This is a genomic window from Tenuibacillus multivorans (genome assembly GCF_900103915.1).
GTDB classification, from domain to species: Bacteria; Bacillota; Bacilli; order Bacillales; family Alkalibacillaceae; genus Tenuibacillus; species Tenuibacillus multivorans.
The window spans coordinates 118,349-143,579 of sequence record NZ_FNIG01000003.1 but is presented as its reverse complement, the minus strand read 5'-3'; the positions used below and the strand labels follow the sequence as shown (position 1 = coordinate 143,579).

Sequence of the window (25,231 nt, the reverse complement as noted above, 5' to 3'; positions counted from 1 at the left end):
AATGATGAAGGGTAAATGGTACATATTGGCGTTAAGTTTTGTATTAGGCTATTTACCATCCGTAATCGGTTTTTTATCAATAATCTTACTATTTATTATCTGGCGAAAAGTATTGATGAAAAATCGATTACTTCTATTCCTTACTCTCATATCCTTTATTAGTTCTTACCTCACAACACCTTCCTTAAATTCTACAGAATTACAACAGCCCATCAACTATGAAGGATGGGTGTCCGTAAAAACAAATCCTGAGCATACGGAAACGGATCTTCGTTTTGTTGCGGAGACACCGGAACTAGGCCAACTATATTTGTTCGCAAACAGTGATTCTAAAACCATTAAGCATGGATCTAAATGTCTGGTTCAAACACAGCTTGAAGAACCTATGGATGCAACGAACCCGGGACAGTTTAGCTACAAAGATTATTTAGCTACATTAGGTATTTTTAAAGTCGGGTTTCAAACTGATATTATTCAATGCCATAACCGTTCAATGTTATCGTACATTTTTGAGTTTAGGGATTCATTGCAACAGCGTTTAAAAAGTGAACTTTCCACAGATACATTTATTTGGTTAAATGCTTTAATTTTTGGTGAACGTGATGGTATTGACGAAGCTACGATTGAACAATTTCAATATTGGAATATCTCTCATATACTTGCCATTTCTGGACTTCATGTTGGAATTGTTATCGCTGTCTTATACGTTGTGTTATTAAACGTAGTTAGAACGACAAAAGAGAGGGCCAAGTGGGTTATTATTTGTTTCATTCCACTTTATATCTTGTTAGCTGATTCTCAACCACCTGTATTAAGGGCAGGCTTAATGGCTACTGGCCTAATGATTTGGAGTCTGTTTAACCAAAAAAAGATGGATGCAGCTGATATATTATCGGTTGTCATGATTATTTTATTATTAACTGATCGATATTTACTATTTCAACTGTCCTTTCAATTTTCATTTGCCGTCACATTTTCACTTATTTTATCTAGAAACCTTTTACAAAATGTCAGTTGGTTCATGCTGTCATTAAGAGTTAGTTTAATCAGTCAGTTAGCCATTTTACCATTACAGCTATACTATTTTTATTTCACAAATGTTTTTTCTTTCTTCATGAATCTAATCTATGTCCCCTATTTCACACTGTTCGTCATTCCACTCCTCATGATAATCATCATATCCATTTATATATTGCCTAAAGCTATGACAGGATGGTTAGACCAAAGCTTTTCCTTTGTACAAAACAAAGCCATACAACTCATTAGTTGGTTTGATGAGCCTGATTTTGCAATATGGATTGTCGGGCAACCACATGTGCTTCTTATGATTGCCTATACGGTCCTATTTTTGTTCATGATGACATATTGGGATTTTCGACGTCATGTCAAGGCAGCCATAATGGGTGTCTTGATGGTTGGTGTGTTCTACGTGCCATTATGGTTACCGTATCTCAATCCGACATACACCATAACGATGTTAGACGTTGGGCAAAGTGATTCCTTTGTGGTTGAACTTCCATATCGTAGGGGCGTTTTTTTGATCGATGCCGGAGAAGAGGTTCAGCCAAATATTGAAGATGTACAAAACGAAAATTTTGAAAATGTCATTAAACCCTATTTATGGTCTAAAGGCATTTCAAGTATTGATGCTGTTTGGCTTTCTCATTTGGATTATGATCATAGTGGTTCAATCGGGCATGTGATTGAAGAATTTAGGCCTGAATATTTATTTACTCATTCTAATATGAAACCATTAAACGTTAAAAGATTAAATCATGTTTTACTTCAACATGGCATGACGGTCAATTATGGGGAAGCTGTTTTTCAAGTTCTTGCTCCGAACCCCGATTTAAATATAACAAAGGAAAACGATTGGTCATTAGTGTTTATATTAAAAGTGGATGATTATGAAATGTTATTTACAGGGGATATAACGAAGCGGATTGAGACGGAAATTATTCAAACAGGAAATTTAGAGTCCGTTGATGTGTTAAAGGTGGCTCATCATGGGAGTAAGAGCTCGACAAGTTCTGAATGGTTAGAACAAGTGGATCCCCAATTGGCCTTGATTTCAGTTGGAGAGCGCAATCTGTATGGCCATCCACATCCTGAAATAGTCGAACGGTTAAACAGTAACGATGTTCAAACCTATAGGACCGATCTACATGGAGCTGTTATTATTAAATATCACGACGGACAAAGCACAATCTACCGCTTTCGACCATAGTGTAAATTAGGTTGAAATTTAAAAAAGAGACTGTTTAAAAACAGTCTCTTACTTTATTTGCCACTTCATCTAATCAATCTTTATTAAGAACTAATAACCTTAAATATTGTTCCAATAAAGAAAATAACCAAGAAGAAAATGAATGACAAACTGAAGCCTTTAATGGAATCGACAACGTCATTGTTTTTTGATTGTACATCATTTTCAAATTCGTTCACGGCTATCCCTCCTACGCTACATTCAAGTATAATCCATCTTAAATAAAAAATCTATGACTTTTTACGTAATTCAAAAAACTGTACCATTTTTTGAACTGTTAAGAGTTAACAGCAATATTATATACCAATTACGCACAAAATAACAAATACCAACGCCGCTAAAAGTAAAATAACCCGGGATTTTATTTTTAGCGTTTATATAGATATTGGGGGGAACGAATCATCTGTTCCCCTCTTTATATTTTTAAATGACAACATTTCTTGTCATTTAATACAGTTCGTTATACGATAAATGGCATAGAAAGGTGTTGAAAATGATGCACGCTCAGCAATTTATACAGAGTCGCTCCATAAAGTTAGCTCCTATTTATGTATTATATGGTGATGAAAACTATTTTATACAAGAAGTGAAAAAGCGGATAGAATCTCATCTAAGTCAGCATGAAGATGAGATGGATCGCAATACATATGATATGGAAAATGTGGCCGTACAAGAAGCCCTTCATGATGCGGAGACGTTTCCTTTTTTTAGCGAGCATAAATTCATCGAAATTCAGCAGGCTTACTTTTTGACAGGTCAAAAGGTTAATACAGATGTTGAACATGACATTGAGGCACTAGAAGAGTATGTCCAACAACCTGTGGAGTTTACAACGCTAATCGTTATCGCGCCTTATGAGAAATTAGACCAACGTAAAAAAGTCGTTAAATCGTTGAAAAAAACAGCGGAGTTTATTGAATGTACGTCACCAAAAATTTATGAAATGGGTCAATTCATTAAAGAGATGGCTCAAAATGAGGGCTTACCATTAAACGAACCCATCGTCGACTTGATGGTGGAACGTGTGGGAGATCACATCGAAGCGGTAAAGCAGGAATTAGAAAAGCTAAAATTATACTTCAAAGATGAACCGGTTACCTATGAGGGAGCGGAGCAAATTATAAGTACTCATGCTGAGGCCAATACATTTTCATTAATCGATCATTTAGTCGATTTGAAGTTAGGCGATGCCATTCAAGTGCTGAAGGCCCTACAAAAACAAAATGAAGAGCCGATTGCCTTGTTGGCATTAGTCAGCCAGCAAATCCGCTTAATCCTACAGGCTAAATTATTAAAACAGAAAGGATATCAGCAACAACAGATGGCCCAGCAATTGCAGGTTCACCCATACGCAGTGAAAATGGCTTTAAAGCGTGAAAATAGGTTTTCCGCTCAAGCATTGAAGGACATGATTAAAGAGGCAGCCTTAACCGATGAAAAAATGAAAACAGGTAAAACTGAGCAATGGCTGGCACTTGAATTGTTTTTACAACAGGTGGTTCAGCGATTAAAACAGGCGAGTTAAAATACAAAAATCCATTTCTACTAGTTAGAAATGGATTTTTTCATGCCTGTATGACTTATTATTTAGCTATTTGTTCAATTTTTGTCATTAAAGTGCTCTTCTTACGATCACCATTATTTTTATGGATGATACCTTTCTGAACTGCTTTATCAATTTTACTAACAGCTTGTGGTAAAGCTTCTTTTGCAGCATCTACATTCTTTTCGTGAACAGCTGTTTCAACATTTTTGATGGCTGAGCGCATATCAGATTTAACGGTTTGATTACGTAAACGAGCATCGTAGTTTACACGAATACGTTTCGTAGCTTGACGAGTATTGGCCACTATTTTTCACCTCCTGATGAAATGTCACCGTGTACATTTATTCTATTTATGGACAAAAGTCATTTTACCAAAGCAAAAGTGAGTTTTCAATAGTTTGCTGTTAAGTTGTTTATCTTGGCAGTAGTTAATCTAAAGAACGTTTTCAAAAGCCTTTCGTTTAATTTAATCGACATCGGAAACAATAAGCTTGATAGGAGGGATTCGATGGATAGAAGAAAGTTCATGCCAAGAACGGACTTAGCTTTAGAAGCTCGTGAAATGTTTGTTGAACAAAACCCGGAAAAAAAACATGAATTAGATGGCATTATCATTAAGGAATATGAACAGGACGAATTTAAATTAACTCGAGTCGAAATCGATGAAAAAGGATCAGAAAGGGTCGGAAAGAAACCAGGTAATTATGTGACGGTTGAATCACAACGATTAAGAAAGATGGAAAAGGAATTTGGTAGAAAATCGGCAACTGTTTTAGCTCAGGAGTTTTCACGTTTAATTGATGAGCATCAAATTCCGAAAGATGCTAGATGCCTAATTGTGGGTTTAGGTAATGGTTATGTAACGCCAGACGCCTTAGGCCCCAATACAGTTAACAAAGTTTATGTAACCTCCCATTTATTTAAACTACAACCGGAAATGCTCGGAGAAGGTGATCGTTCTGTTTCAGCATTTACACCCGGTGTAATGGGGTTAACTGGAATGGAGACGAGTGATATTATTTTCGGTGTTGTTCAAAAGACGAACCCAGACTTTATGGTTGTGATTGATGCATTAGCAGCACGTTCTATAGATCGAGTTAATACAACACTTCAGCTTTCTGATACTGGTATTAATCCAGGATCAGGTATAGGAAACGATCGTAAAGAGGTTAGTCAAGAAACTTTAAATATTCCTGTTTTCTCATTAGGAATACCGACCGTCGTGGATGCTGTCACGATTACGAATGATACGATTGATTATATTTTAAAGCATTTTGGTCGTGAAATGGAAGAAAAAGATCGGCCGAGTAAAGCTTTAGCGCCTTCTGGGATAGATTTTGGTGAAAGGCGAACTTATTCAGAAGAAGACTTACCAGACGAAGAAGCGCGTCAGACGTATTTAGGAATTGTTGGGGCACTAAAAGAAGATGAGAAGCGTCAGCTCATTCGAGAAGTGTTAAGACCAACTGGACATAATTTAATAGTAACACCTAAAGAAGTCGACGAAGTGATTGAATATATGAGTAGCGTGGTCGCTTCAGGTATCAATCAAGCTCTACATGATTCGGTTAATGCAGAAAATGCGAAACATTATTTAAAATAATTGGTTCTACCTTTTCAACAATCTGAATAGAGTTTTAATAGAACTTTAATAGAGAGGTTGGAAAGGTCCATGATGAATAAACTCACATTATATTTGAAGCGTATAAACCAGTTTAAGAAGCATCCTTTTCTCTTGTTTCAAGTGTTGTTCGTTTGTTTAATATTACTTATTCCAATTTTATCGATTAAACCATTTCATGAAGCGTCGACGAATGTCCTCCAAGATTGGGTGAAACATATAGACGGTGCTTCATTTTCATATTTTATGACCATTGATCAACCGATATTAGATGGATTGAATGAACAGCATGATCAGCAATTATCGTTATCGGGATTTGCACTTCCGCTATTAACAAACCTACCTTATCAAGATATTCGCTTATTGTTTGGACATGAATTACCGAGGTTTCCGAACACGAATAGTACGATTGCGGTAGCCGGTGAAGGAACCAATATGTTTACAACGTCTTTTGAAACTGAACCACCTGATTATTTATTTGAAGAAGAAACAGAAGATCCACCGCCACAAGAACCGCAACCAGATGTAAACGATGAATCGGTTTTTATTTATACAACGCATAACAGGGAATCTTTCTTACCACACTTACCGGAAGGAACGAAAACAAATGAAACTTATCATGCTACTGAAAATGTCATGAAGTTAAGTCAAACCTTACATGAGAATTTGGAAAGCTATGGACTAGAGGCTTATGTAGACCAAACGGATTTCTGGCAACTTCTACCACAAGGACAATATGGAAAATCCTATGACATTTCAAGAGAAGTTGTACAAAATGCTTTGAGTGATAACGGTCAAATTAAGTATTTAATTGATATCCACCGAGATTCAAAACCTAGAAGTGAGACTACGACAACGGTTAATGGGCAAACAATGGCTAGATTAATGTTTGTTGTCGGAGGAGAAAATGAATCCCACAAAGAAAATTTACAATTCGCAAATCGTTTGCATCAGATTTTAGAGGAAAAATATCCAGGGCTAAGTCGAGGGGTAGACGTGAAAGCAGGTCCAGGCACAAATGGAGTCTTTAATCAGGACTTATCTGGTCACTCGGTAGTCGTTGAGGTGGGTGGAATTGAAAACAACTTTGAGGAATTAAATTTAAGTATTGATGCACTGGCCGATATCTTCAGCCAATATTATTTCGAACAAGAAGGAGCCGAAAGCCAATAATGGGGGGATTAACCATGCGGGTGTTGTTTTTGGTCGTCGTTTGTTTCTTCATCTTTTACCTAGGGATGCAAACCGCAACCGTAAATCAGACTAATGAAGCTCAAACTACTATCCAAAATGAAGCGGATTTACAGCAATCCAGTATCAGCAGTGACTCATTTGAAGAGCAGCATGAAGCCATCGTTCATGCTGATACCGAACAAAGTACGAGTTCCTTTTATAGTATTGCGGTATTTTTAGAAAAATTTGTGAAGACCGTTTTCTCAGTCGTCTTTCAATTTTTATACCGATTTAGTTCGATGTTCTTTTAACCATTAAAAGCAAGCTTTCATAACATCTGATTGAATATTGGTGAATCAATTGCTATAATCGAGCTAGCGTATTTGGACGTCAAAACAGGAGTGATGAATGTTGACAGAAAATAAACAGAAAAATGTCCGAAACTTCTCGATTATAGCTCATATTGATCACGGAAAATCAACATTAGCTGATCGAATTTTAGAAGACACAAAGGCATTAACACAACGCGAGATGAAGGAACAATTTTTAGATGCCATGGACCTTGAACGTGAACGTGGTATCACCATAAAATTAAATGCCGTTCAGTTAAGATATCAGGCAAATGATGGAGAGGACTACACATTTCATTTGATCGATACACCGGGACACGTCGACTTTACATATGAAGTATCACGAAGTCTGGCCGCCTGTGAAGGGGCATTACTCGTTGTCGATGCGGCACAAGGAATAGAAGCTCAAACATTAGCCAATGTTTACTTGGCACTTGATAACGATTTGGAAATCATACCGGTCATTAATAAAATTGATTTACCTAGTGCGGATGTTGATCGTGTTAAACAAGAAATTGAAGATGTAATTGGGATCGATGCGGATGACGCCATTTTAGCTTCTGCTAAAGACGGAGTCGGAATTGATGAAATATTAGAACGGATTGTTTCGGATATTCCTGCACCAGAAGGAGATCCTGAAGAACCGACCAAGGCTTTAATATTTGACTCCCTTTATGATCCATACCGAGGGGTAATAGCGTATATTTGTGTTAAAGAAGGAAGTATTAAGGTCGGCGATCAAATTAAAATGATGCAGACAGAAAAAACGTTTGAAGTAACAGAGTTAGGTGTCTTTAAACCCAATCCTGTTGCCAAAGACGAGTTAACGGTTGGCGATGTTGGCTTTTTAACAGCATCGATTAAAAATGTTGGTGATTCCCGAGTCGGTGATACGATTACGTTAGCCAACAATCCCGCAGACGAACCGTTATCTGGATATAAACGTTTAAATCCAATGGTTTATTGCGGTTTATTCCCGGTTGATGCGGATGATTATAATGATTTACGTGAAGCACTAGAGCGTTTAGAGTTAAATGATTCTTCCTTACAATACGAACCAGAAACTTCTCAAGCTTTAGGATTTGGTTTCCGTTGTGGCTTTCTCGGGTTATTACACATGGAGATCATCCAAGAACGAATTGAGCGGGAGTTTAATATTGAGTTGATTACGACAGCTCCAAGTGTTATTTATGAAGTCGAATTAACAGACGGTGACGTGATTAACATTGAAAACCCGTCGTTAATGCCAGAAGCGAAAAATATAAAAGAAGTACGTGAACCTTTTGTGCGGGCTACTGTTATGGTTCCCAATGATTTTGTTGGTCCCGTTATGGAAATCTGTCAGAAAAAACGTGGTAACTATGTCGATATGCAATATTTAGATGAAAACCGGGTTAATATCGTGTATGACATACCTCTATCTGAAATTGTTTATGATTTCTTTGACCAACTAAAATCACAAACAAAAGGATATGCTTCGTTTGATTATGAATTAAGTGGCTATCAGCCGTCTAACTTAGTGAAGATGGATATTTTATTAAACGGTGAGACCATTGATGCCTTATCCTTCATCGTTCACCGTGATTTCGCATTTCATCGAGGGAAACAAATTGCAGAAAAGCTGAAAAAACTAATTCCACGTCAGCAATTCGAAGTCCCGGTTCAGGCAGCTATTGGTAATAAAATAATTGCTAGAACGACGATTAAAGCCATGCGAAAAAACGTATTATCAAAATGTTATGGCGGGGATGTTTCTCGTAAGCGTAAGCTACTAGAGAAGCAAAAAGAAGGTAAGAAACGAATGAAAATGGTAGGAAAAGTTGAAATACCGCAAGAAGCGTTCATGTCTGTTTTAGAAATGGATGATGATAATTAAGGGCGGCCAAAAAGGTCAGCCCTTTTATGTTGTGATGAGGAGGTGTCTTGATGGCACAATCAGTTTATATTCATATCCCCTTTTGTCATGAAATTTGTCATTACTGCGATTTTGCCAAGATGTATTACAACCGAGAATTGGCGGATGCTTATTTAGACCATTTACACACCGAAATGAGTCTTTATCTTGGTTCAAAAAAACTCAAAGCTCGTACTGTATATATTGGTGGGGGAACCCCGACAAGTCTTAATGAAAAACAATTAGAGAAACTACTAAAAACAATTAATGAATTTATTGATATTAAAGAGGTAAATGAATTTACGATAGAAGCCAATCCTGGAGAATTTCTCGAAGAGCATGTCAATGTGATGACTAATTATGGAATTAACCGAGTTTCATTAGGTGTACAGGTATTGGATAATGATTTTCTAAACATGTTAAATCGTAATCATGCGGTTGAAGATGTAAATCAAACGGTGAACTTGCTACAACGATACGATTTAACAAATATTAGTATGGATTTTATTTATGCTTTACCAGATCAATCAATTGAACACTTCAAAAAAACACTTAAGCTGGCATTAGATTATAACTTACCGCATTATTCAGCTTACGCGTTACAAATAGAACCAAGGACTGTGTTTCATTTACGACATCAACAAGGGAAGTTAAATAAACCACCTGAAGAAGATGAAGCGGAAATGTTAGAAATGTTAATGGATATGATGGAGCAAGCTGGTAAACGACATTACGAGATTAGTAATTATGCAGATAAAGGGTTTGAGAGTCAGCATAATTTAGCTTACTGGAACAATGAAGAATATTATGCCTTTGGTGCCGGAGCTCATGGTTACTTAAATGAAGAACGTTATATTAATTTAAGACCGGTCAATCATTACAATCAATCCTTAGAAAAAGGAGAGAAACCGGTGTTACACCGTGAGCCGATTACGCTTAAAGAAAATATAGAAGAGGAAATGTTTTTAGGGTTAAGAAAAGCAGAGGGTGTATCCGATTTAAACTTTCAAAGAAAATTTGGTGTTTCATTTTATGAACTGTACAAATCTGAGATAACAAGATTGAAACAAAAAGGCTGGATTAAGGATGAACACAGTCGTATTAGTTTAACAAGAGATGGCCTTATGTTTGGTAACGAAGTGTTTGCATCATTTTTACTTGACGAGCCATCCTATAAACGAGCATTTCGTAATTGACAGCGTCATATGATTTTGATAATTTATTAGTAGAATTAGCACTCGGATGTATTGAGTGCTAACAGGGGTGATAGACATGTTAACGAATCGTCAATTACTTGTGCTAAAGGTGATAATCGATGATTTCATTGAGACAGCCCAACCAGTCGGTTCACGCCATATTGCCAAAAAGGATCAAGTATCATATAGCCCTGCAACCATTAGAAATGAAATGGCTGATCTAGAGGATCTTGGATATCTAGAAAAAACCCATTCTTCTTCTGGTAGAATACCGTCAGAAAAAGGTTATCGCTATTATGTCGATCATATTATGTCACCTTTACAATTATCGAAAAATGAAGTGAACCAAATTAGATATTCCTTCAGCAATCGTATGATGGAGCTTGAACGTGTGATGCAGAACTCTGCCCATATTTTATCAGAATTGACGAGATATACGACCATAGTGTTAGGGCCCCAAGTATATGAGACAAAGCTCAAGCAAATACAAATTGTTCCTTTAAACAACCAGTCTGCTATTGCCATTTTAGTGACGGATAAAGGTCATGTTGAGCATCGTTCATTTGCTATTCCAGGTGATCTTGATCAGTCAGATTTAGAAAAAACGGTTAACATTTTGAATGAAAAACTGGCTGGTGTACCGATTGTGTATCTTAGCCAATTAATTGAAACAGAAGTGAAGTATTTATTGGAAAAATACACGAATGACTATCAAAAGTCTTATGAGTTGTTAAATCAGGCATTTTTTACGGAACAACCGACAAATTTATATGTCGGAGGTAAATCCAATATTTTGGCACAACCTGAATTTACAAATGTTGAGAGGGTTAGGGCGCTCTTTAATATCATGGAAAACGAAGAAGACATAGCACCACTCCTGAAAGCAACAGACGAGGGCTTGCATATATTCATTGGACATGAGAATAAAATCGAAGCGATGAACAAGTGCACATTAATGACAGCCACTTATTCGTTGGGTGACAACCAATACGGAACTGTCGCTTTGTTAGGTCCAACACGTATGGATTATGCTAAAGCGGTGTCCATTTTAGACTTATGGAGTACCCAAATGTCCCAGTCATTACAAAAATGGTTTAATGAACAATAAAAGCGGAAATGCTTATATTGTTATTGAATGAGGTTTAAACTTGGCCAACCCATTTAGCCAAGTTTTCTTACGGTTAAATACTTGTATTTTGTTTCATTCATGATATATTTAACTATTGGAAATTGTCGGTAGAATTTTGGGAGGTGACGAAATGGATGAAAAAACTATGAATCAGGAAAATGACCAACAAGAACAGGTAGATAATGATTCAATTAAGGAACAAGAAGGTAAGGAAACTAACGAAGAAGACTACAATCAAAACAGCGAGCTTAACGAACAACTTGAAAAATTAGAAAGTGAAAAACAAGAATTGCAGGATAAATTGTTGCGTACACAAGCAGATTTTGATAATTTCCGTAGACGTACGCAGATGGAAAAGGAAAGTGACTTAAAATATAAATCACAAGAGTTAGTCACTGAAATTTTACCTGCTTTAGATAACTTTGAGCGTGCCTTACAAACTGAAGTACATGGTGAGGGAGCTCAAGGATTCGTTGATGGTGTGAAAATGGTATATGATCAGCTCCATCAAGCATTAGAAAAGGCTGGTGTTGAAGAAATTCAAGCTGAGAATGAACAGTTTGATCCAAATGTACACCAAGCAGTTATGCAAGTACAAGAAGAAGGTTATGACTCAAATCAAATTGTAAACGTCCTGCAAAAGGGTTATAAACTAAAAGATCGCGTGATTAGACCAGCAATGGTTCAAGTGAATGAATAAATGAACTTATACTTAAACATTGAAGATTAAGGGAGGATTTCAAAAATGAGTAAGATTATAGGTATTGACTTAGGTACAACAAACTCTTGTGTGGCCGTAATGGAAGGTGGAGAGGCAAAAGTAATTCCTAACCCAGAGGGAAGCCGTACCACTCCATCTGTTATTTCATTTAAAAATGGTGAACGCCAGGTAGGTGAAGTAGCTAAGCGTCAAGCCATCACAAACCAAAACACAGTTCAATCGATTAAAAGACATATGGGAACCGATTATAAAGTTAAAATTGAAGATAAGGAATATACACCTCAAGAATTATCAGCGATTATTTTACAACATATTAAATCTTATGCAGAAGATTACTTAGGTGAAGAAGTAACAAAAGCTGTTATTACAGTACCGGCTTACTTTAACGATGCCGAGCGTCAAGCGACAAAAGACGCTGGTAAAATTGCTGGTCTTGAAGTAGAACGCATTATTAACGAACCAACAGCAGCAGCTCTCGCTTACGGGATTGACCAAGATCAGGATCAAACAGTGCTTGTTTATGACCTAGGTGGCGGTACATTTGACGTATCCATCCTTGACATCGGTGACGGTACATTTGAAGTTGTCGCTACTGCTGGTGATAATAAACTTGGTGGTGACGACTTTGACCAAGTGATTATTGATCATATGGTATCTGAATTCAAAAAGGAAAATGGCATCGATCTATCACAGGATAATATGGCTTTACAGCGCTTAAAAGATGCTGCTGAAAAAGCGAAGAAAGATTTATCAGGTGTCGCTCAAACACAAATTTCACTACCGTTTATTACAGCGGGTGATGCAGGACCATTACATTTAGAAATGAACTTAACTCGAGCTAAGTTTGAGGAGTTATCTACTCATCTAGTTGAACAATCAATGAAACCAACGCGTCAAGCATTAAAAGATTCTGATATGAATTCTTCTGAAATTGACAAAGTTATTTTAGTTGGTGGTTCTACCCGGATTCCAGCTGTTCAGAAAGCTATTGAAAAGGAAGTCGGCAGTGAGCCTTCTAAAGGTGTAAACCCAGACGAAGTAGTGGCTTTAGGTGCAGCTATTCAAGGTGGGGTTTTACAAGGTGATGTTAAAGACGTTGTGTTACTGGATGTTACACCACTATCATTAGGTATTGAAACAATGGGCGGTGTTACAACTAAATTAATTGAACGTAATACAACAATTCCGACAAGCCATTCACAAGTTTTCTCAACTGCTGCAGACAATCAGACAGCTGTTGATATTCACGTCCTACAAGGTGAACGTGAAATGGCACAGGACAACAAAACATTAGGTCGTTTCCAACTAACCGATATTCCACCAGCACCACGTGGCGTACCACAAATTGAGGTTAGCTTTGATATCGACGCTAACGGTATTGTTAACGTCCGTGCGAAAGATTTAGGTACAAACAAAGAACAATCGATTACCATTAAATCTTCTTCTGGATTATCCGATGATGAAGTTGATCAAATGGTTAAAGAAGCAGAAGAAAATGCTGAAGCCGATAAAAAACGTCGTGAAGAAGTTGAATTACGCAACGAAGCCGATCAATTAGTCTTCACAACAGATAAAACGATTAAAGATCTTGGTGATAACGTCACAGATGAAGAAAAACAAAAAGCAGAAAATGCTAAAGATGAGCTTAAGAAAGCTCTTGAAGGTGACGACCTAGAAGATATTAAAACGAAGAAAGAAACACTTGAACAAGAAGTTCAAAATCTATCGGTTAAACTTTATGAGCAAGCTCAACAGCAAGCCCAAGACCAAGCTGGTCAAGAGGGTGGCGAAGATGATAATGTCGTCGATGCTGATTATGAAGAAGTTAACGATGATGAGAAAAAATAAGGCTTAACAAAAAGTCAAAGTCAGGACATCCTTGACTTTGACTTTTTTTCAGCAAACTGAAAAAGCTCCCTACATCCGACTTAGGATTGCAGGGACCAATGTAGTAATGTTAATATAAAACTTATGCTAGAAGGTACGGGAGAGTGATCTTCAATTGAGTAAACGAGACTATTATGAAATATTAGGTGTTTCCAAGGATGCATCTAAAGACGAGATAAAAAAAGCCTATCGTAAACTCGCTCGTCAATATCACCCAGACGTAAGCGAAGAAGAAAATGCTTCCGAGAAGTTTAAAGAAGTTAAAGAAGCTTACGAAGTGTTGAGCAATCAACAAAAACGCGAGCAATATGATCAATTTGGTCACGCTGGAGCCCAACAAGGTGCAGGAGCCCAAGGGTTCGGAGGATTTGATGACTTTGGCGACTTCGGTGATATTTTCGACATGTTCTTTGGTGGTGGCGGTAGACGTCGAAGAGACCCAAATGCACCACGACAAGGACAGGATCTTCAATATACAATGGAACTTGATTTTGAAGAGGCTATTTTCGGAAAAGAAACGACTATTCAAATTCCAAAAGAAGAAAAATGTGACACGTGTAATGGCTCTGGTGCGAAACCTGGGACATCTGTAAATACATGTAGTCATTGTCATGGTACTGGCCAGCTTAACCAGGAGCAGAATACACCATTTGGCCGTGTTGTAAATCGTCGTGTCTGTAACTATTGTCAAGGTACAGGGCAACAAGTAGAAGAAAAATGTTCGACTTGCGGTGGAACTGGTAAGGTTAAGAAACGTCAAAAAATTGATATTAAAATCCCTGCTGGTGTTGATGAAGGACAACAAATCCGTGTAACTGGCCAAGGTGGTCCAGGTGTAAATGGTGGACCTCCAGGTGACTTATTCGTCGTCATTCGAGTCAAACGCCATGAATTTTTTGAGCGTGATGGTGACGATATTTTATGCGAATTACCAATTACATTTACACAGGCAGCTTTAGGTGATGAAGTTGAGGTACCAACCGTTCATGGAAAAGTGAAACTCAAAATCCCAGCTGGAACGCAAACGGGAACACATTTCCGACTAAAAGGAAAGGGGTCACCTAATGTTCATGGTTACGGCTACGGGGATCAGCACATTTTAGTTAAAGTTATGGTACCTAAAAATTTAAATGATCAACAAAAAGAACTACTTCGTGAATTTCATGAATTAAGCAGTGATGATGAACTGGATGAACAACAAGATAACTTATTTCAGCGAATGAAGCGTGCTTTTAAAGGGGAATAAACCGTAAAGTGAGTGAATGTGTATGAAGTGGTCTGAATTAAAGGTTCATACAACGAATGAAGCAATTGAACCGGTATCCAATATTTTACATGAATCAGGTGCTAGCGGTGTTGTCATCGTTGACCCGATGGATCTAGATAAAGATGACGTTACCTTATTTGGCTCCGTCTATGAACTCGATCCAACTAATTATCCTGATGAAGGTGTTTATATTAAAGCTTACTTACCGATGAATAGCTTTTTAGGAGAAACAGTAGATGCCATTAAAGAATCGATTAATAACTTAGTTAAATTTGATATCGACATTGGAGAAAATAACATCACCATATCTGAAGTCAATGAAGAAGAGTGGTCAACGGCTTGGAAAAAATATTATAAGCCTGTGAAAATTTCTGAAAAAATCACAATCATTCCAACCTGGGAAGAATACGAACCTGTTAGTAGTGATGAAATTATTATCGAGTTAGACCCAGGGATGGCATTTGGAACAGGCACGCACCCAACCACTGTATTAAGTATCCAAGCATTGGAACAATACGTTAATGAAGGTGATGTTGTTTATGACGTTGGCTCCGGATCCGGTGTCCTAACCATTGCAGCAGCCTTACTAGGTGCTAGCCATATTAAAGCATTTGATTTAGATGAAATTGCCGTCAAAAGCACGACGATCAATGTAAAATTAAATCACGTTCAAGACCGTATGGAAGCAAAACAAAATAACCTATTAAACGGCGTGGAACCAGGCGCAGATTTAATTGTTTCTAATATTTTAGCTGAAATCATTCTACAATTTGTCGATGATGCTTATCACAAACTTAATCCAGGTGGGTACTTTATTACATCTGGTATCATTCAAGGTAAAAAGAATGAAGTGAAAGAACAACTCGAACTGAATGGTTTTGACATAATCGAAGTGAACCAAATGGAAGATTGGATTTCGATGGTGGCAAAGAAACCAGAGTAAAAAAGAGGTATAGATCATGCAAAGATATTTTGTTCCAAAGGAGAATTGGGAGCAAAAAACAGTCAAGATAACTGATGATGACTATCATCATGTTGTCAACGTCATGCGTATGAAAGAAGAGGATGAATTAATTTGCTGTCACCCTAACGGTCAGGCTTACCTCTGTCAAGTTGATTCTATTGCACAGAAGGAAGTTTGTTGTTCTATTATGGAAGAACTAGCGGAAAATAATGAGCTACCAATAGAAATTACAATTGCCCAAGGCCTACCAAAAGGTGATAAAATTGAATTAATTGTTCAAAAGTGCACTGAATTAGGAATGAAGCATTTTGTTCCAATTCAGATGGATCGCACCATTGTCAAATGGGATGATAAGAAAGAAAAGAAGAAACTTAATCGCATACAAAAAATTGCGAAGGAAGCTAGTGAACAATCACATCGGTCATTAGTACCGACAATACATCCTAAACAGACCATTCATACATTATTACAAAATGGTCCTTACGATCACTGTTTAGTAGCAAGCGAATATCTAGCTAAAGAAACGCAACATCAATCATCATTTAAACATGCCATTAAACAAATTTCTAACGGTGATCGTGTACTAATTTTGATTGGTCCTGAAGGTGGTTTTTCGGAAGAAGAGATATTAAATTTAAACGAGCAAGGCGGTTTATCTATTCGTTTAGGGAATCGAATACTTCGGACGGAAACGGCACCCATTTATGTATTATCAGCTTTATCTTTTTATTTTGAAGAATGGAGGTGCGAGGTGTGACGACTGTTGCTTTTCACACTTTAGGCTGTAAAGTCAATCATTACGAAACGGAAGCTGTATGGCAGTTTTTTAAAGAAAATGACTATGAACGTGTTGATTTTAATCAACACTCTGACGTTTATGTCATTAATACTTGTACGGTTACGAATACTGGAGACCGAAAAAGTCGCCAGGTGATTCGTCGTGCTATTCGTAAAAACCCTGATGCGGTTATCTGTGTTACGGGCTGTTATGCTCAAACATCACCAGATGAAATCATGGAGATTCCAGGTGTCGATATAGTCGTTGGGACACAAGAGCGGCGCAAAATGCTTGAATACATAGAGCAGTATAAAAAAGACCGTGAACCGATTAACGGTGTTAAAAACATTATGAAGACACGTGTTTTTGAAGAGATGGATGTTCCACACTTCACAGATCGTACACGTGCTTCACTAAAAATCCAAGAAGGCTGTAACAATTTCTGTACTTTCTGCATTATTCCATGGGCTCGTGGTTTAATGCGTTCGCGTCCACCTGAAGACGTGGTTAATCAAGCCCAACAATTAGTAGATGCAGGCTATAAGGAAATTGTTTTAACAGGCATTCATACAGGTGGATATGGTGAGGACTTAAAAGACTATAACTTAGCTCAATTATTACGAGATTTAGAAGCTAAAGTTGTTGGCTTAAAACGAATTCGAATTTCATCAATAGAAGCAAGTCAAATATCGGATGAGGTTATTGAAGTACTGGATCAATCTGAAAAAGTCGTGCGCCATTTACACATTCCGTTACAATCGGGCTCTGATACGGTCCTTAAACGGATGCGCCGAAAATACACGATGGATTTTTACTTAACAAGAGTTAAAAAAGTTAAAGAGGCTTTACCAGGTCTAGCTATTACATCAGATGTCATCGTAGGTTTTCCTGGGGAAACAGAGGAAGAGTTTATGGAAACCTATCGTTCCATTCAGGAAATTGGTTTTTCTGAATTACACGTGTTCCCATATTCTCAGCGTACAGGAACTCCAGCAGCACGCATGAAAGACCAAATTGATGACGAAACGAAGCATAATCGCGTACGTCGGCTTATTGCATTGTCCAATCAGCAGGCGAAAGAGTATGCCTCACATTACGAAGGCGAAGTACTTGAAGTTATTCCTGAAGAGCCGTATAAGAAAGACCCTTCTAGCGGTTTGTATGAAGGCTATTCTGATAACTATTTAAAAGTTATTTTCCCTTGCTCTCAAGACATGGTCGGTAAGGTTGTTAGAGTAAAAATTACAAAAGCTGGTTATCCTTACAATGAAGCAGAGTTTGTTCGTGTCATGGACGATAACGTTACGAAGGAAGCAGTTAGTCAATAAGGAGTGTGTAATATGACAAATTCCAGTTTAGCTAAAATGATCGATCACACGTTACTAAAACCTGAGACGCAATCTGAACAAATTAATCAAATTTGCGAGGAAGCGAAAGAATACGGTTTTGCATCTGTATGTGTTAATCCGACTTGGGTTACCCATTGTCATTCACTTTTAAAAGATAGTGAGGTCAAGGTTTGTACAGTAATAGGATTTCCGTTAGGTGCAACTACTACAGAAACCAAAGTTTTTGAAACAAAACAAGCTATAGAAAACGGTGCAACTGAAGTGGACATGGTTATTAATATCGGTTCGTTAAAGGATGGCCGTTATGAAGAAGTAGAACGTGATATTAATGAAGTAGTGGAAGCTGCAAAAGATAAAGCTATAGTAAAAGTGATTTTTGAGACTTCTTTATTAACAAAAGATGAAAAAGTTAAAGCATGTGAATTAGCTAAAAAAGCTGAAGCAGACTTCGTTAAAACGTCAACTGGATTTTCAGGTGGCGGAGCAAATGTTGATGACATCCGATTAATGAGGCTTACGGTTGGTCCTGAAATGGGTGTCAAAGCTTCTGGTGGTGTACGCAGCCTTGAAGATACTAATGCGATGATTGATGCAGGTGCTACACGTATTGGTGCTTCAGCTGGTGTTGATATCATTAAAGGGCAAGAATCAAATAGTGATTATTAAAGAAAAGATCGACAGCCTAGGTTGTCGATCTTTTTAGTTCACTTTTATGAATGTTTAATTTCATTAAAGGATATAAGTTAAAACTACTTCCCTGACTTCGCTTTAGGGGTCGTCAATCGACTAGTTTTTATTTTCGATGAACAAAATGCAAAAATTTAATAAAAGGTTTTAAAAAGATGACAAATAATAATCCGATCAATGTATTATAGATCACAGCAACCCAAACAATTTGCTGTTCCGGATCTATCGATAACCACTGTGATATTTGTACTATTGATTCACCAACCACAAGTGGAAAGGCTATGATTCCCGCTAACACATTAATCCAAATATGAGCATACGCTGTTATTCTAGCGTGATAAGGCTGTTTAATTGAAACTAAGAATACAGTAAAGCATGTCCCAATATTCGCACCAAGCAAAACATAATAAATTTGTATTAAAGGAATCGTTCCTTCATGAGAAAAGCTCATTAATGTTCCGGTCACAACGGTAGAGGACTGAATCAGCATCGTTAAAATCATGCCAAATGTTGCTAAGGAAAAAGGTGTGTTATGTGGCGAATTGGCAATCGCTTCAATCCGTTCTGTCGGAATCATATGAATCATGCTCTCAAATCCGTTTAAAGCACTAAAAATTACACCTAACCCGAAAACAATCGCACCTAGTAAAATAGCTCTCGCCCGCGGTACAAACATAACGATAAATCCAACGATCAGAAATAAAAACATTAAGTGTGTTTCGTTCCAAACGAATATTTGCGTAGTTAAGGTTGTCCCAATGTTAGCACCAATTATATAGCAGACAGCAAAGGGTAAGGACATTTTAATCGTAGCCAAAAACGTTACGAGTAAGGCAATTGATGCAGAGCTACTTTGCAAGAGTAAGGTTAAAACGATACCAAATATAAAACCATTAATCGGTGATAGGTCTGGTTTTAGTTTTTCTAGATGACGATAAGTGAGACCTTTAAACCCATAACGCATTAAGGCGATCCCGAATAGAAATATAGCGATAAATAAAAATAACATCATAACAGCTGTGTACATGCTCTAACACCTCAATTTATTGTATGGTGAAATCGATAAAACATGATAAAAGATTAATTGGTTTATTGATTTTTATCTCATTGTTTAATATAATAACTAGAGATGTGTGACCAATCGCACATGGTTTTATTTTGTGTTTTATTCGGAGGGAGGGTTGAGCATGTCAAATACAACTCGCGTTAGAAAGAATGAGTCGATTGAAGATGCTCTTCGACGCTTCAGACGTAGTGTTTCTAAAAACGGAACATTGTCTGAGTATCGTAAGCGTGAATTTTACGAGAAGCCTAGCGTACGTAGAAAGAAAAAGTCAGAAGCTGCTAGAAAACGCAGAAAATAAGAAGAGGGTGTAACATGGAATGACTTTGCTTGAACGTTTGAATGAAGATATGAAACAAGCATTAAAGAACAAAGAAAAAGATCGTCTAGCTGTAATTCGAATGGTTAAATCATCGCTACAAAATGAAGCGATTAAAAAAGGCGAAGAGTTATCAGAGGACGATGAAATGCAAGTTCTAACGCGTGAAGTAAAGCAAAGAAAAGATTCCCTCCAGGAGTTTAAAAACGCTAATCGTGAAGATTTAGTTGAAAAAACTGAACAAGAATTACAAGTTATTCAAGATTATTTACCAGAGCAATTGTCTGATGAAGAATTAGAACAAATTATTGTTCAAACGATTGAAGAAATCGGCGCTTCTTCTAAAAATGAGATGGGTAAAGTGATGAGTGCCGTTATGCCAAAAGTAAAAGGCAAAGCAGATGGCTCTAAAGTAAATAAGATGGTCATGAACCATTTATCATAATTTGATCAATACCTAACGTCATTCATACCCTTACTGATAAGGGCATTGTTTGGGGTTAGGTATTTATTTTTATGTTTTCTAGTTAATACAACCTGAAAAATACAAAAATTATTACATTTTGAAACAAAAAGGGTTGCTTAATCGTATAAACGTCTAGGATAATAATTGATAGAGAGGGGGTATCGCATGAGGAAAAAGTTTTATATGATTACAATCCTATTACTGTCTTTTGTGTGGCTTAATCAGGCTTCCATTGAGGCAGACCAACAGCAAGGAAGTGAACTCATTTATGTTGTGCCTGTTGAAGATGACGTCGAACAGGGATTAGTTGCCTTTTTAGAAAGAAGTGTAAAGGAAGCTGAAGAAAGCTTTGCGGATTATATCGTATTTGAAATTGATTCACCAGGTGGACGAGTCGATTCAGCCAATGAAATTGCGAACATCTTGACTGGAACAGATATCCCTACTGTAGCGTATGTCATTAATCAGGCGGCATCAGCAGGTTCATACATAGCTTTAAATGCTGATGAAATATATTTTAAACCTAATGCTCGAATAGGGGCTGCTGGGGTTATTAATTCTGATGGTACAGCCGCAGATAAAAAAGCTCAGTCTGATTGGATTAAAGCCATGCGAGCAGCAGCGGAAGCTAATAACCGCGATCCATTGTATGCTGAAGCCATGGCAAATGCTGAAGTTGACTTGCCTGAATATGGAGCTCCTGAAGGGGAGTATTTAACGTTAAGTCCTGAGGAAGCATTAGAAGTTGGGTATGCAGAAGGTATTGCAGAGGATCGACGCGAATTATTTAACTTAATGGAAATTAGTCAGCCAGAGGTTCGGGAAATGGAGTTAACCATTTCTGAACACATTGCCAGATTTATAACCAATCCTGTCGTCATTCCAATTTTATTATCATTGGGAAGTATCGGATTAATAGTTGAGTTATATTCCCCAGGATTCGGTATACCTGGTATATTAGGTATAACGGCATTAATTTTGTTCTTTTATGGTCATCTAGTCGCAGGGCTTGCCGGGTATGAATCGATTATACTGTTACTTGTCGGATTAATATGTATCGTATTAGAAATATTTGTCCCAAGTGGTATTTTAGGTATTATCGGTGGTGGTGCGATTCTTGGAGCTCTATTAGTATCTGGTGCCGATATGGGACACATGGCATTTAGTATTGGAATCGCTTTATTAGTAGCCATCATCTTATCAATTGTTCTATTTAGAAAGTTAGACTTTAATAAAGGATTTTTAAGTAACTTTATCTTAACTGAAGCTACGAATACGGAATCCGGTTTTGTATCTAACGAAAATCGTATGGAACTAATCGGCCGTCGTGGTCAAGCGTTAACTTATTTAAGACCATCAGGTACGGGTGTATTTGATGGCGAACGATTAGATGTTGTATCAGAAGGTTCTTTTATTGCAAGAGATGCCAATATTGAAATTGTTAAGGTGGAAGGTTCTCGAATCGTTGTTCGAGAAGTTCATGAATAAACAAAAATGAGGAGGAGTATGAATGGAATTTGAATTATTTCCACTGATTATTGTAGCAGTAATAATTATTGCTATCGCTATTTTATTTACATTTGTACCAGTAGCACTATGGATTAGTGCGTTAGCGGCTGGTGTCAGAATTAGTATTTTCACACTTATTGGGATGCGTTTACGTCGAGTTGTCCCGAGAATGGTCATCAATCCATTAATTAAAGCACATAAGGCTGGCTTGGATCTGCAAACCAATCAGCTAGAGAGTCACTACTTAGCTGGTGGTAACGTTGACCGCGTTGTAAATGCTTTAATTGCGGCTCATCGTGCAAATATTGAGTTAAGCTTTGAACGATGTGCAGCAATTGACTTAGCTGGACGTGATGTTTTAGATGCCGTTCAAATGAGTGTTAACCCTAAAGTAATTGAAACACCTTTTATTGCCGGTGTTGCGATGGACGGGATCGAAGTTAAAGCTAAAGCAAGAATTACAGTCCGTGCTAATATCGACCGATTAGTTGGTGGTGCTGGTGAAGATACGGTTATCGCACGTGTTGGTGAAGGTGTTGTTAGTACAATCGGTTCTTCCAAGAGCCACGGTGATGTACTAGAGAATCCAGACCTTATCTCACAAAATGTTTTATCTAAAGGTTTAGATGCTGGTACCGCTTTTGAAATTCTATCCATCGATATTGCTGATGTTGATATCGGTAAAAACATTGGTGCAATTTTACAAACGGACCAAGCTGAAGCTGATAAAAACATCGCACAAGCAAAAGCAGAGGAACGTCGTGCAATGGCGGTTGCACAAGAACAAGAAAACATTGCTAAAGTCGAGGAAATGCGTGCACGCGTTGTGGAAGCAGAGGCAGAAGTACCACGTGCATTAGCTGAAGCGTTACGCAGTGGTAATATGGGTGTTATGGATTATATGAATTACCAAAATATTTTAGCTGACACTGATATGCGTGACATGATTAGTAAATTAAATAAAGACGATTCCGATGATTCACCAGATGAACATAAATAATCCCGAATGGTTAGGTGATAAGAATGGGATTTTTTGATGCAATTTTTAGCAACTTTTTTGTTTTACTTGCTATCATAGCAGCAATTTCAGGTCTTTTTAAACGGGGGAGTGACCAGGAGGGTGAAAACCACCGACCTACTCCCCAAAGAAGGCCACAACAGTCGGAAACGCGACCTAAAACCGTATCAGTTGAGCCTGCTTCGACCATTTCAAAAGCTGAAGATATTGAAATAGATGCTGCTAATGAGTGGTATGAACAGCTTGAAGAAACTAAGAAACGTCGCCAAGAAAGCCATACAAATCAAAATTTAGATACAATCAAACGACAATCACTTTATAAAAAAGACCGAGCTGTTGCTGGTCTAGAGATTAAGAAAAATCTAAAAGACAAACGTTTAGTTGAAAGTCTTGTCATGAGTGAAGTTTTAGGTAAACCAAAAGCTAAAACAAATAGAATACGATAAATATTAACAGGATGGAAATTTTCCATCCTGTTTTTTTATGCAATTTTATGAACGATTCAAGTATGTTGTGATACATTCTTATCTTCATTCATAAATTGGTGATGATAGGAGGATTTAATATGAGACGAGTTCGCAAACAAGTTAACCATTGGCTAACAAGACAGCTTAATTTACCTGCCGATGTTATTTACGATTATCCTCGAATTACCTTAATCGGTGATATCCATTTATATATTGAAAATCATCACGGATTATTAACATTTGAATCAAATGAAATTAAAGTTAAACAACAAAACAGCGTCATTCATGTTCGTGGTCAAGATTTGGTCATTAAAAACTTATTAAAAAAAGAAATTGTCATAGAAGGCAAAATTGATTCGATTCATAGAGAGATGTTAAACGGTTAGGAGGGAGAAACCATTAAAAAACAATTTTTATTAAACGGATATGTAGATGTCACTATCACAGGTCGTACACCAGAGCAAATGATCAACTATTTAATTCAACATGATATTGAATTTTACGACGTTCGTAGAATGAGTAATCAGCATATTAAACTTCGAATGAAATATCGTGATGCGTTTTCATTGAAACACGTCCGAAAGCGTTATGGTTGTAAAGTAAAATTTGAAAAAAGGGGAGGACCACCTTATTATTATCAAAAGCGAAAAAAATGGCTCCCAATTTTGTTTAGCTTGATTTTTGTCATTGGTTTTATTTTCGTTTTATCAAATATGATTTGGAAGGTTGATATTAATGGGGGGACCCAAGAGGTAAGGTATGAGGTTCATGAACTGATTGAATCATTAGGATTAAGTCGCGGATCATTTATTCAAGAAATGGATAGTATCAGTCAAATTGAACGAGAGATTATGAATAATATCGAAGAAGTCTCTTATGTGGGAATTAAACGGACAGGCACGTCATTTAGTATCACGATTGAAGAGAATAAAGAAATGATGGATGAAGAAAATGAACAACCGAGCAATTTAATTGCATCAAAAACAGGAACGATACAAAAAATATACGTAACAAATGGACGACCTGTCGTTCATGTGAATGACTTTGTACAAAAAGGGGATCTCTTAGTATCAGGTCAACTTGATGAAGGAAATGATGATGTTTATACGCATTCAGAAGGGGAAGTCATTGCGGAAGTTTGGTATAATATGACTGGAAGTATTGATTTAGCAACGGAAAAAATGAAGTTAGTAGATGATGTCAATGAGCAATATTCGATTAAATTTGGTGATTTCGAATGGTTTCCAACGAGGCCTGAAGACTTGAGATTGTTAAATGAAGAAAAGAAACCGATATACTTTTTGTTTTGGGAAACCCCAATTTCTATTCAGAAAAAATATTTTTACGATGAAAGTGAATGGACTGATGAATATAATGAAGAAGAATTGATTTTACAAGCGGTTGATGAGTTACTCAAACGAAAGCTAGGACAATCGATTGATGTTGTCTACCAAAAAGTTTTGCACGAGGATAGGGACAGTGATACAGTAAAAATAGAAATGTTTGTTAAAGTATTAGAAGATATTTCTCAAGAACAAATACTGAATCAAGGAGATTGATG

General features: G+C 37.2%; 25 protein-coding genes. 22 read left to right on the top strand and 3 right to left on the bottom strand.

Annotated features, from left to right (window positions below; all coding sequences use genetic code 11):
- Position 1: 1 nt before the first annotated feature.
- Positions 2 to 2,227, top strand: a complete 2,226-nt coding sequence (locus BLP77_RS05650) for a DNA internalization-related competence protein ComEC/Rec2 (protein WP_093856147.1) — start codon at positions 2 to 4, stop codon at positions 2,225 to 2,227.
- Between the two features lie 83 nt (positions 2,228 to 2,310).
- Here BLP77_RS05650 and BLP77_RS05645 read toward each other — a convergent pair whose 3' ends face one another.
- The gene (locus BLP77_RS05645; RefSeq protein ID WP_093856146.1) at positions 2,311 to 2,445 is read right to left on the bottom strand and encodes a YqzM family protein; all 135 of its coding nucleotides are present in this window, start codon (positions 2,443 to 2,445) and stop codon (positions 2,311 to 2,313) included.
- A gap of 317 nt (positions 2,446 to 2,762) precedes the next feature.
- Here BLP77_RS05645 and holA point away from each other — a divergent pair, with 317 nt between their 5' ends.
- Positions 2,763 to 3,791 carry a DNA polymerase III subunit delta gene (holA, locus tag BLP77_RS05640; RefSeq protein WP_176752972.1) on the top strand — a complete coding sequence of 343 codons (1,029 nt, stop codon included), beginning with the start codon at positions 2,763 to 2,765 and terminating at the stop codon, positions 3,789 to 3,791.
- Between the two features lie 58 nt (positions 3,792 to 3,849).
- On the opposite strand, the gene rpsT is transcribed toward holA, so the two are convergent.
- Positions 3,850 to 4,116: a 30S ribosomal protein S20 gene (gene rpsT / locus BLP77_RS05635; RefSeq protein WP_093856144.1), complete on the bottom strand. Its 267-nt coding sequence runs from the start codon at positions 4,114 to 4,116 to the stop codon at positions 3,850 to 3,852.
- A gap of 204 nt (positions 4,117 to 4,320) precedes the next feature.
- On the opposite strand from rpsT, the gene gpr reads away from it, so the two are divergent.
- The 13 genes from gpr (at position 4,321) to deoC (ending at position 18,807) form a co-directional block, all read left to right on the top strand.
- Positions 4,321 to 5,415, top strand: coding sequence for a GPR endopeptidase (gene gpr, locus BLP77_RS05630; protein WP_093856143.1), 1,095 nt, complete (start codon positions 4,321 to 4,323; stop codon positions 5,413 to 5,415).
- A 69-nt stretch (positions 5,416 to 5,484) separates the two neighbouring features.
- On the top strand, positions 5,485 to 6,606 hold the full coding sequence (gene spoIIP, locus BLP77_RS05625; RefSeq protein WP_093856142.1) for a stage II sporulation protein P: 1,122 nt from the start codon (positions 5,485 to 5,487) through the stop codon (positions 6,604 to 6,606).
- Between the two features lie 14 nt (positions 6,607 to 6,620).
- Positions 6,621 to 6,917, top strand: coding sequence for a hypothetical protein (locus tag BLP77_RS05620; RefSeq protein ID WP_093856141.1), 297 nt, complete (start codon positions 6,621 to 6,623; stop codon positions 6,915 to 6,917).
- A gap of 97 nt (positions 6,918 to 7,014) precedes the next feature.
- Positions 7,015 to 8,832 (top strand): translation elongation factor 4, encoded by a 1,818-nt coding sequence (gene lepA / locus BLP77_RS05615; RefSeq protein WP_093856140.1) that lies wholly within the window; start codon positions 7,015 to 7,017, stop codon positions 8,830 to 8,832.
- A 50-nt stretch (positions 8,833 to 8,882) separates the two neighbouring features.
- On the top strand, positions 8,883 to 10,046 hold the full coding sequence (gene hemW / locus BLP77_RS05610; RefSeq protein ID WP_176752971.1) for a radical SAM family heme chaperone HemW: 1,164 nt from the start codon (positions 8,883 to 8,885) through the stop codon (positions 10,044 to 10,046).
- 76 nt (positions 10,047 to 10,122) lie between these two features.
- Positions 10,123 to 11,154, top strand: coding sequence for a heat-inducible transcriptional repressor HrcA (gene hrcA / locus BLP77_RS05605; RefSeq protein WP_093856138.1), 1,032 nt, complete (start codon positions 10,123 to 10,125; stop codon positions 11,152 to 11,154).
- 151 nt (positions 11,155 to 11,305) lie between these two features.
- On the top strand, positions 11,306 to 11,875 hold the full coding sequence (gene grpE, locus BLP77_RS05600; protein ID WP_245686813.1) for a nucleotide exchange factor GrpE: 570 nt from the start codon (positions 11,306 to 11,308) through the stop codon (positions 11,873 to 11,875).
- Positions 11,876 to 11,920: 45 nt separating this feature from the next.
- Positions 11,921 to 13,744, top strand: a complete 1,824-nt coding sequence (gene dnaK, locus BLP77_RS05595; protein ID WP_093856137.1) for a molecular chaperone DnaK — start codon at positions 11,921 to 11,923, stop codon at positions 13,742 to 13,744.
- Between the two features lie 154 nt (positions 13,745 to 13,898).
- Positions 13,899 to 15,029, top strand: coding sequence for a molecular chaperone DnaJ (gene dnaJ / locus BLP77_RS05590; RefSeq protein WP_093856136.1), 1,131 nt, complete (start codon positions 13,899 to 13,901; stop codon positions 15,027 to 15,029).
- 22 nt (positions 15,030 to 15,051) lie between these two features.
- On the top strand, positions 15,052 to 15,993 hold the full coding sequence (gene prmA, locus BLP77_RS05585) for a 50S ribosomal protein L11 methyltransferase (RefSeq protein WP_093856135.1): 942 nt from the start codon (positions 15,052 to 15,054) through the stop codon (positions 15,991 to 15,993).
- A 16-nt stretch (positions 15,994 to 16,009) separates the two neighbouring features.
- Complete coding sequence (locus tag BLP77_RS05580) at positions 16,010 to 16,771, top strand: 16S rRNA (uracil(1498)-N(3))-methyltransferase (RefSeq protein ID WP_093856134.1); 762 nt, start codon at positions 16,010 to 16,012, stop codon at positions 16,769 to 16,771.
- The gene (mtaB, locus tag BLP77_RS05575; RefSeq protein WP_093856133.1) at positions 16,768 to 18,120 is read left to right on the top strand and encodes a tRNA (N(6)-L-threonylcarbamoyladenosine(37)-C(2))-methylthiotransferase MtaB; all 1,353 of its coding nucleotides are present in this window, start codon (positions 16,768 to 16,770) and stop codon (positions 18,118 to 18,120) included. The genes BLP77_RS05580 and mtaB overlap by 4 nt, the downstream gene beginning before the upstream one ends.
- Before the next feature lie 12 nt (positions 18,121 to 18,132).
- The gene (deoC, locus tag BLP77_RS05570) at positions 18,133 to 18,807 is read left to right on the top strand and encodes a deoxyribose-phosphate aldolase (RefSeq protein WP_093856132.1); all 675 of its coding nucleotides are present in this window, start codon (positions 18,133 to 18,135) and stop codon (positions 18,805 to 18,807) included.
- Positions 18,808 to 18,934: 127 nt separating this feature from the next.
- Here deoC and BLP77_RS05565 read toward each other — a convergent pair whose 3' ends face one another.
- Positions 18,935 to 19,855: a Na/Pi symporter gene (locus BLP77_RS05565; RefSeq protein WP_093856131.1), complete on the bottom strand. Its 921-nt coding sequence runs from the start codon at positions 19,853 to 19,855 to the stop codon at positions 18,935 to 18,937.
- Between the two features lie 160 nt (positions 19,856 to 20,015).
- On the opposite strand from BLP77_RS05565, the gene rpsU reads away from it, so the two are divergent.
- The 7 genes from rpsU (at position 20,016) to yqfD (ending at position 25,229) form a co-directional block, all read left to right on the top strand.
- Positions 20,016 to 20,192, top strand: a complete 177-nt coding sequence (rpsU, locus tag BLP77_RS05560) for a 30S ribosomal protein S21 (RefSeq protein ID WP_093856130.1) — start codon at positions 20,016 to 20,018, stop codon at positions 20,190 to 20,192.
- A 19-nt stretch (positions 20,193 to 20,211) separates the two neighbouring features.
- A complete protein-coding gene (locus BLP77_RS05555) occupies positions 20,212 to 20,655 on the top strand; it encodes a GatB/YqeY domain-containing protein (protein WP_093856129.1) in 444 nt (147 codons plus the stop codon).
- A gap of 186 nt (positions 20,656 to 20,841) precedes the next feature.
- On the top strand, positions 20,842 to 22,164 hold the full coding sequence (locus BLP77_RS05550; RefSeq protein WP_093856128.1) for an NfeD family protein: 1,323 nt from the start codon (positions 20,842 to 20,844) through the stop codon (positions 22,162 to 22,164).
- Positions 22,165 to 22,186: 22 nt separating this feature from the next.
- A complete protein-coding gene (floA, locus tag BLP77_RS05545; RefSeq protein WP_093856127.1) occupies positions 22,187 to 23,185 on the top strand; it encodes a flotillin-like protein FloA in 999 nt (332 codons plus the stop codon).
- A 23-nt stretch (positions 23,186 to 23,208) separates the two neighbouring features.
- Complete coding sequence (locus BLP77_RS05540; protein ID WP_093856126.1) at positions 23,209 to 23,649, top strand: hypothetical protein; 441 nt, start codon at positions 23,209 to 23,211, stop codon at positions 23,647 to 23,649.
- A 119-nt stretch (positions 23,650 to 23,768) separates the two neighbouring features.
- Positions 23,769 to 24,056 carry a sporulation protein YqfC gene (yqfC, locus tag BLP77_RS05535; RefSeq protein WP_093856125.1) on the top strand — a complete coding sequence of 96 codons (288 nt, stop codon included), beginning with the start codon at positions 23,769 to 23,771 and terminating at the stop codon, positions 24,054 to 24,056.
- A 12-nt stretch (positions 24,057 to 24,068) separates the two neighbouring features.
- Positions 24,069 to 25,229: a sporulation protein YqfD gene (yqfD, locus tag BLP77_RS05530; RefSeq protein WP_093856124.1), complete on the top strand. Its 1,161-nt coding sequence runs from the start codon at positions 24,069 to 24,071 to the stop codon at positions 25,227 to 25,229.
- Positions 25,230 to 25,231: the final 2 nt, after the last annotated feature.

Coding starts and splice junctions, on each gene's coding strand:
- BLP77_RS05650 (WP_093856147.1), top strand. CDS start 2: ATGATGAAGGGTAAATGGTACATATTGGCGTTAAGTTTTGTATTAGGC.
- holA (WP_176752972.1), top strand. CDS start 2,763: ATGCACGCTCAGCAATTTATACAGAGTCGCTCCATAAAGTTAGCTCCT.
- gpr (WP_093856143.1), top strand. CDS start 4,321: ATGGATAGAAGAAAGTTCATGCCAAGAACGGACTTAGCTTTAGAAGCT.
- spoIIP (WP_093856142.1), top strand. CDS start 5,485: ATGATGAATAAACTCACATTATATTTGAAGCGTATAAACCAGTTTAAG.
- BLP77_RS05620 (WP_093856141.1), top strand. CDS start 6,621: ATGCGGGTGTTGTTTTTGGTCGTCGTTTGTTTCTTCATCTTTTACCTA.
- lepA (WP_093856140.1), top strand. CDS start 7,015: ATGTTGACAGAAAATAAACAGAAAAATGTCCGAAACTTCTCGATTATA.
- hemW (WP_176752971.1), top strand. CDS start 8,883: ATGGCACAATCAGTTTATATTCATATCCCCTTTTGTCATGAAATTTGT.
- hrcA (WP_093856138.1), top strand. CDS start 10,123: ATGTTAACGAATCGTCAATTACTTGTGCTAAAGGTGATAATCGATGAT.
- grpE (WP_245686813.1), top strand. CDS start 11,306: ATGGATGAAAAAACTATGAATCAGGAAAATGACCAACAAGAACAGGTA.
- dnaK (WP_093856137.1), top strand. CDS start 11,921: ATGAGTAAGATTATAGGTATTGACTTAGGTACAACAAACTCTTGTGTG.
- prmA (WP_093856135.1), top strand. CDS start 15,052: ATGAAGTGGTCTGAATTAAAGGTTCATACAACGAATGAAGCAATTGAA.
- BLP77_RS05580 (WP_093856134.1), top strand. CDS start 16,010: ATGCAAAGATATTTTGTTCCAAAGGAGAATTGGGAGCAAAAAACAGTC.
- deoC (WP_093856132.1), top strand. CDS start 18,133: ATGACAAATTCCAGTTTAGCTAAAATGATCGATCACACGTTACTAAAA.
- BLP77_RS05565 (WP_093856131.1), bottom strand. CDS start 19,855: ATGTACACAGCTGTTATGATGTTATTTTTATTTATCGCTATATTTCTA.
- rpsU (WP_093856130.1), top strand. CDS start 20,016: ATGTCAAATACAACTCGCGTTAGAAAGAATGAGTCGATTGAAGATGCT.
- BLP77_RS05555 (WP_093856129.1), top strand. CDS start 20,212: ATGACTTTGCTTGAACGTTTGAATGAAGATATGAAACAAGCATTAAAG.
- BLP77_RS05550 (WP_093856128.1), top strand. CDS start 20,842: ATGAGGAAAAAGTTTTATATGATTACAATCCTATTACTGTCTTTTGTG.
- floA (WP_093856127.1), top strand. CDS start 22,187: ATGGAATTTGAATTATTTCCACTGATTATTGTAGCAGTAATAATTATT.
- BLP77_RS05540 (WP_093856126.1), top strand. CDS start 23,209: ATGGGATTTTTTGATGCAATTTTTAGCAACTTTTTTGTTTTACTTGCT.
- yqfC (WP_093856125.1), top strand. CDS start 23,769: ATGAGACGAGTTCGCAAACAAGTTAACCATTGGCTAACAAGACAGCTT.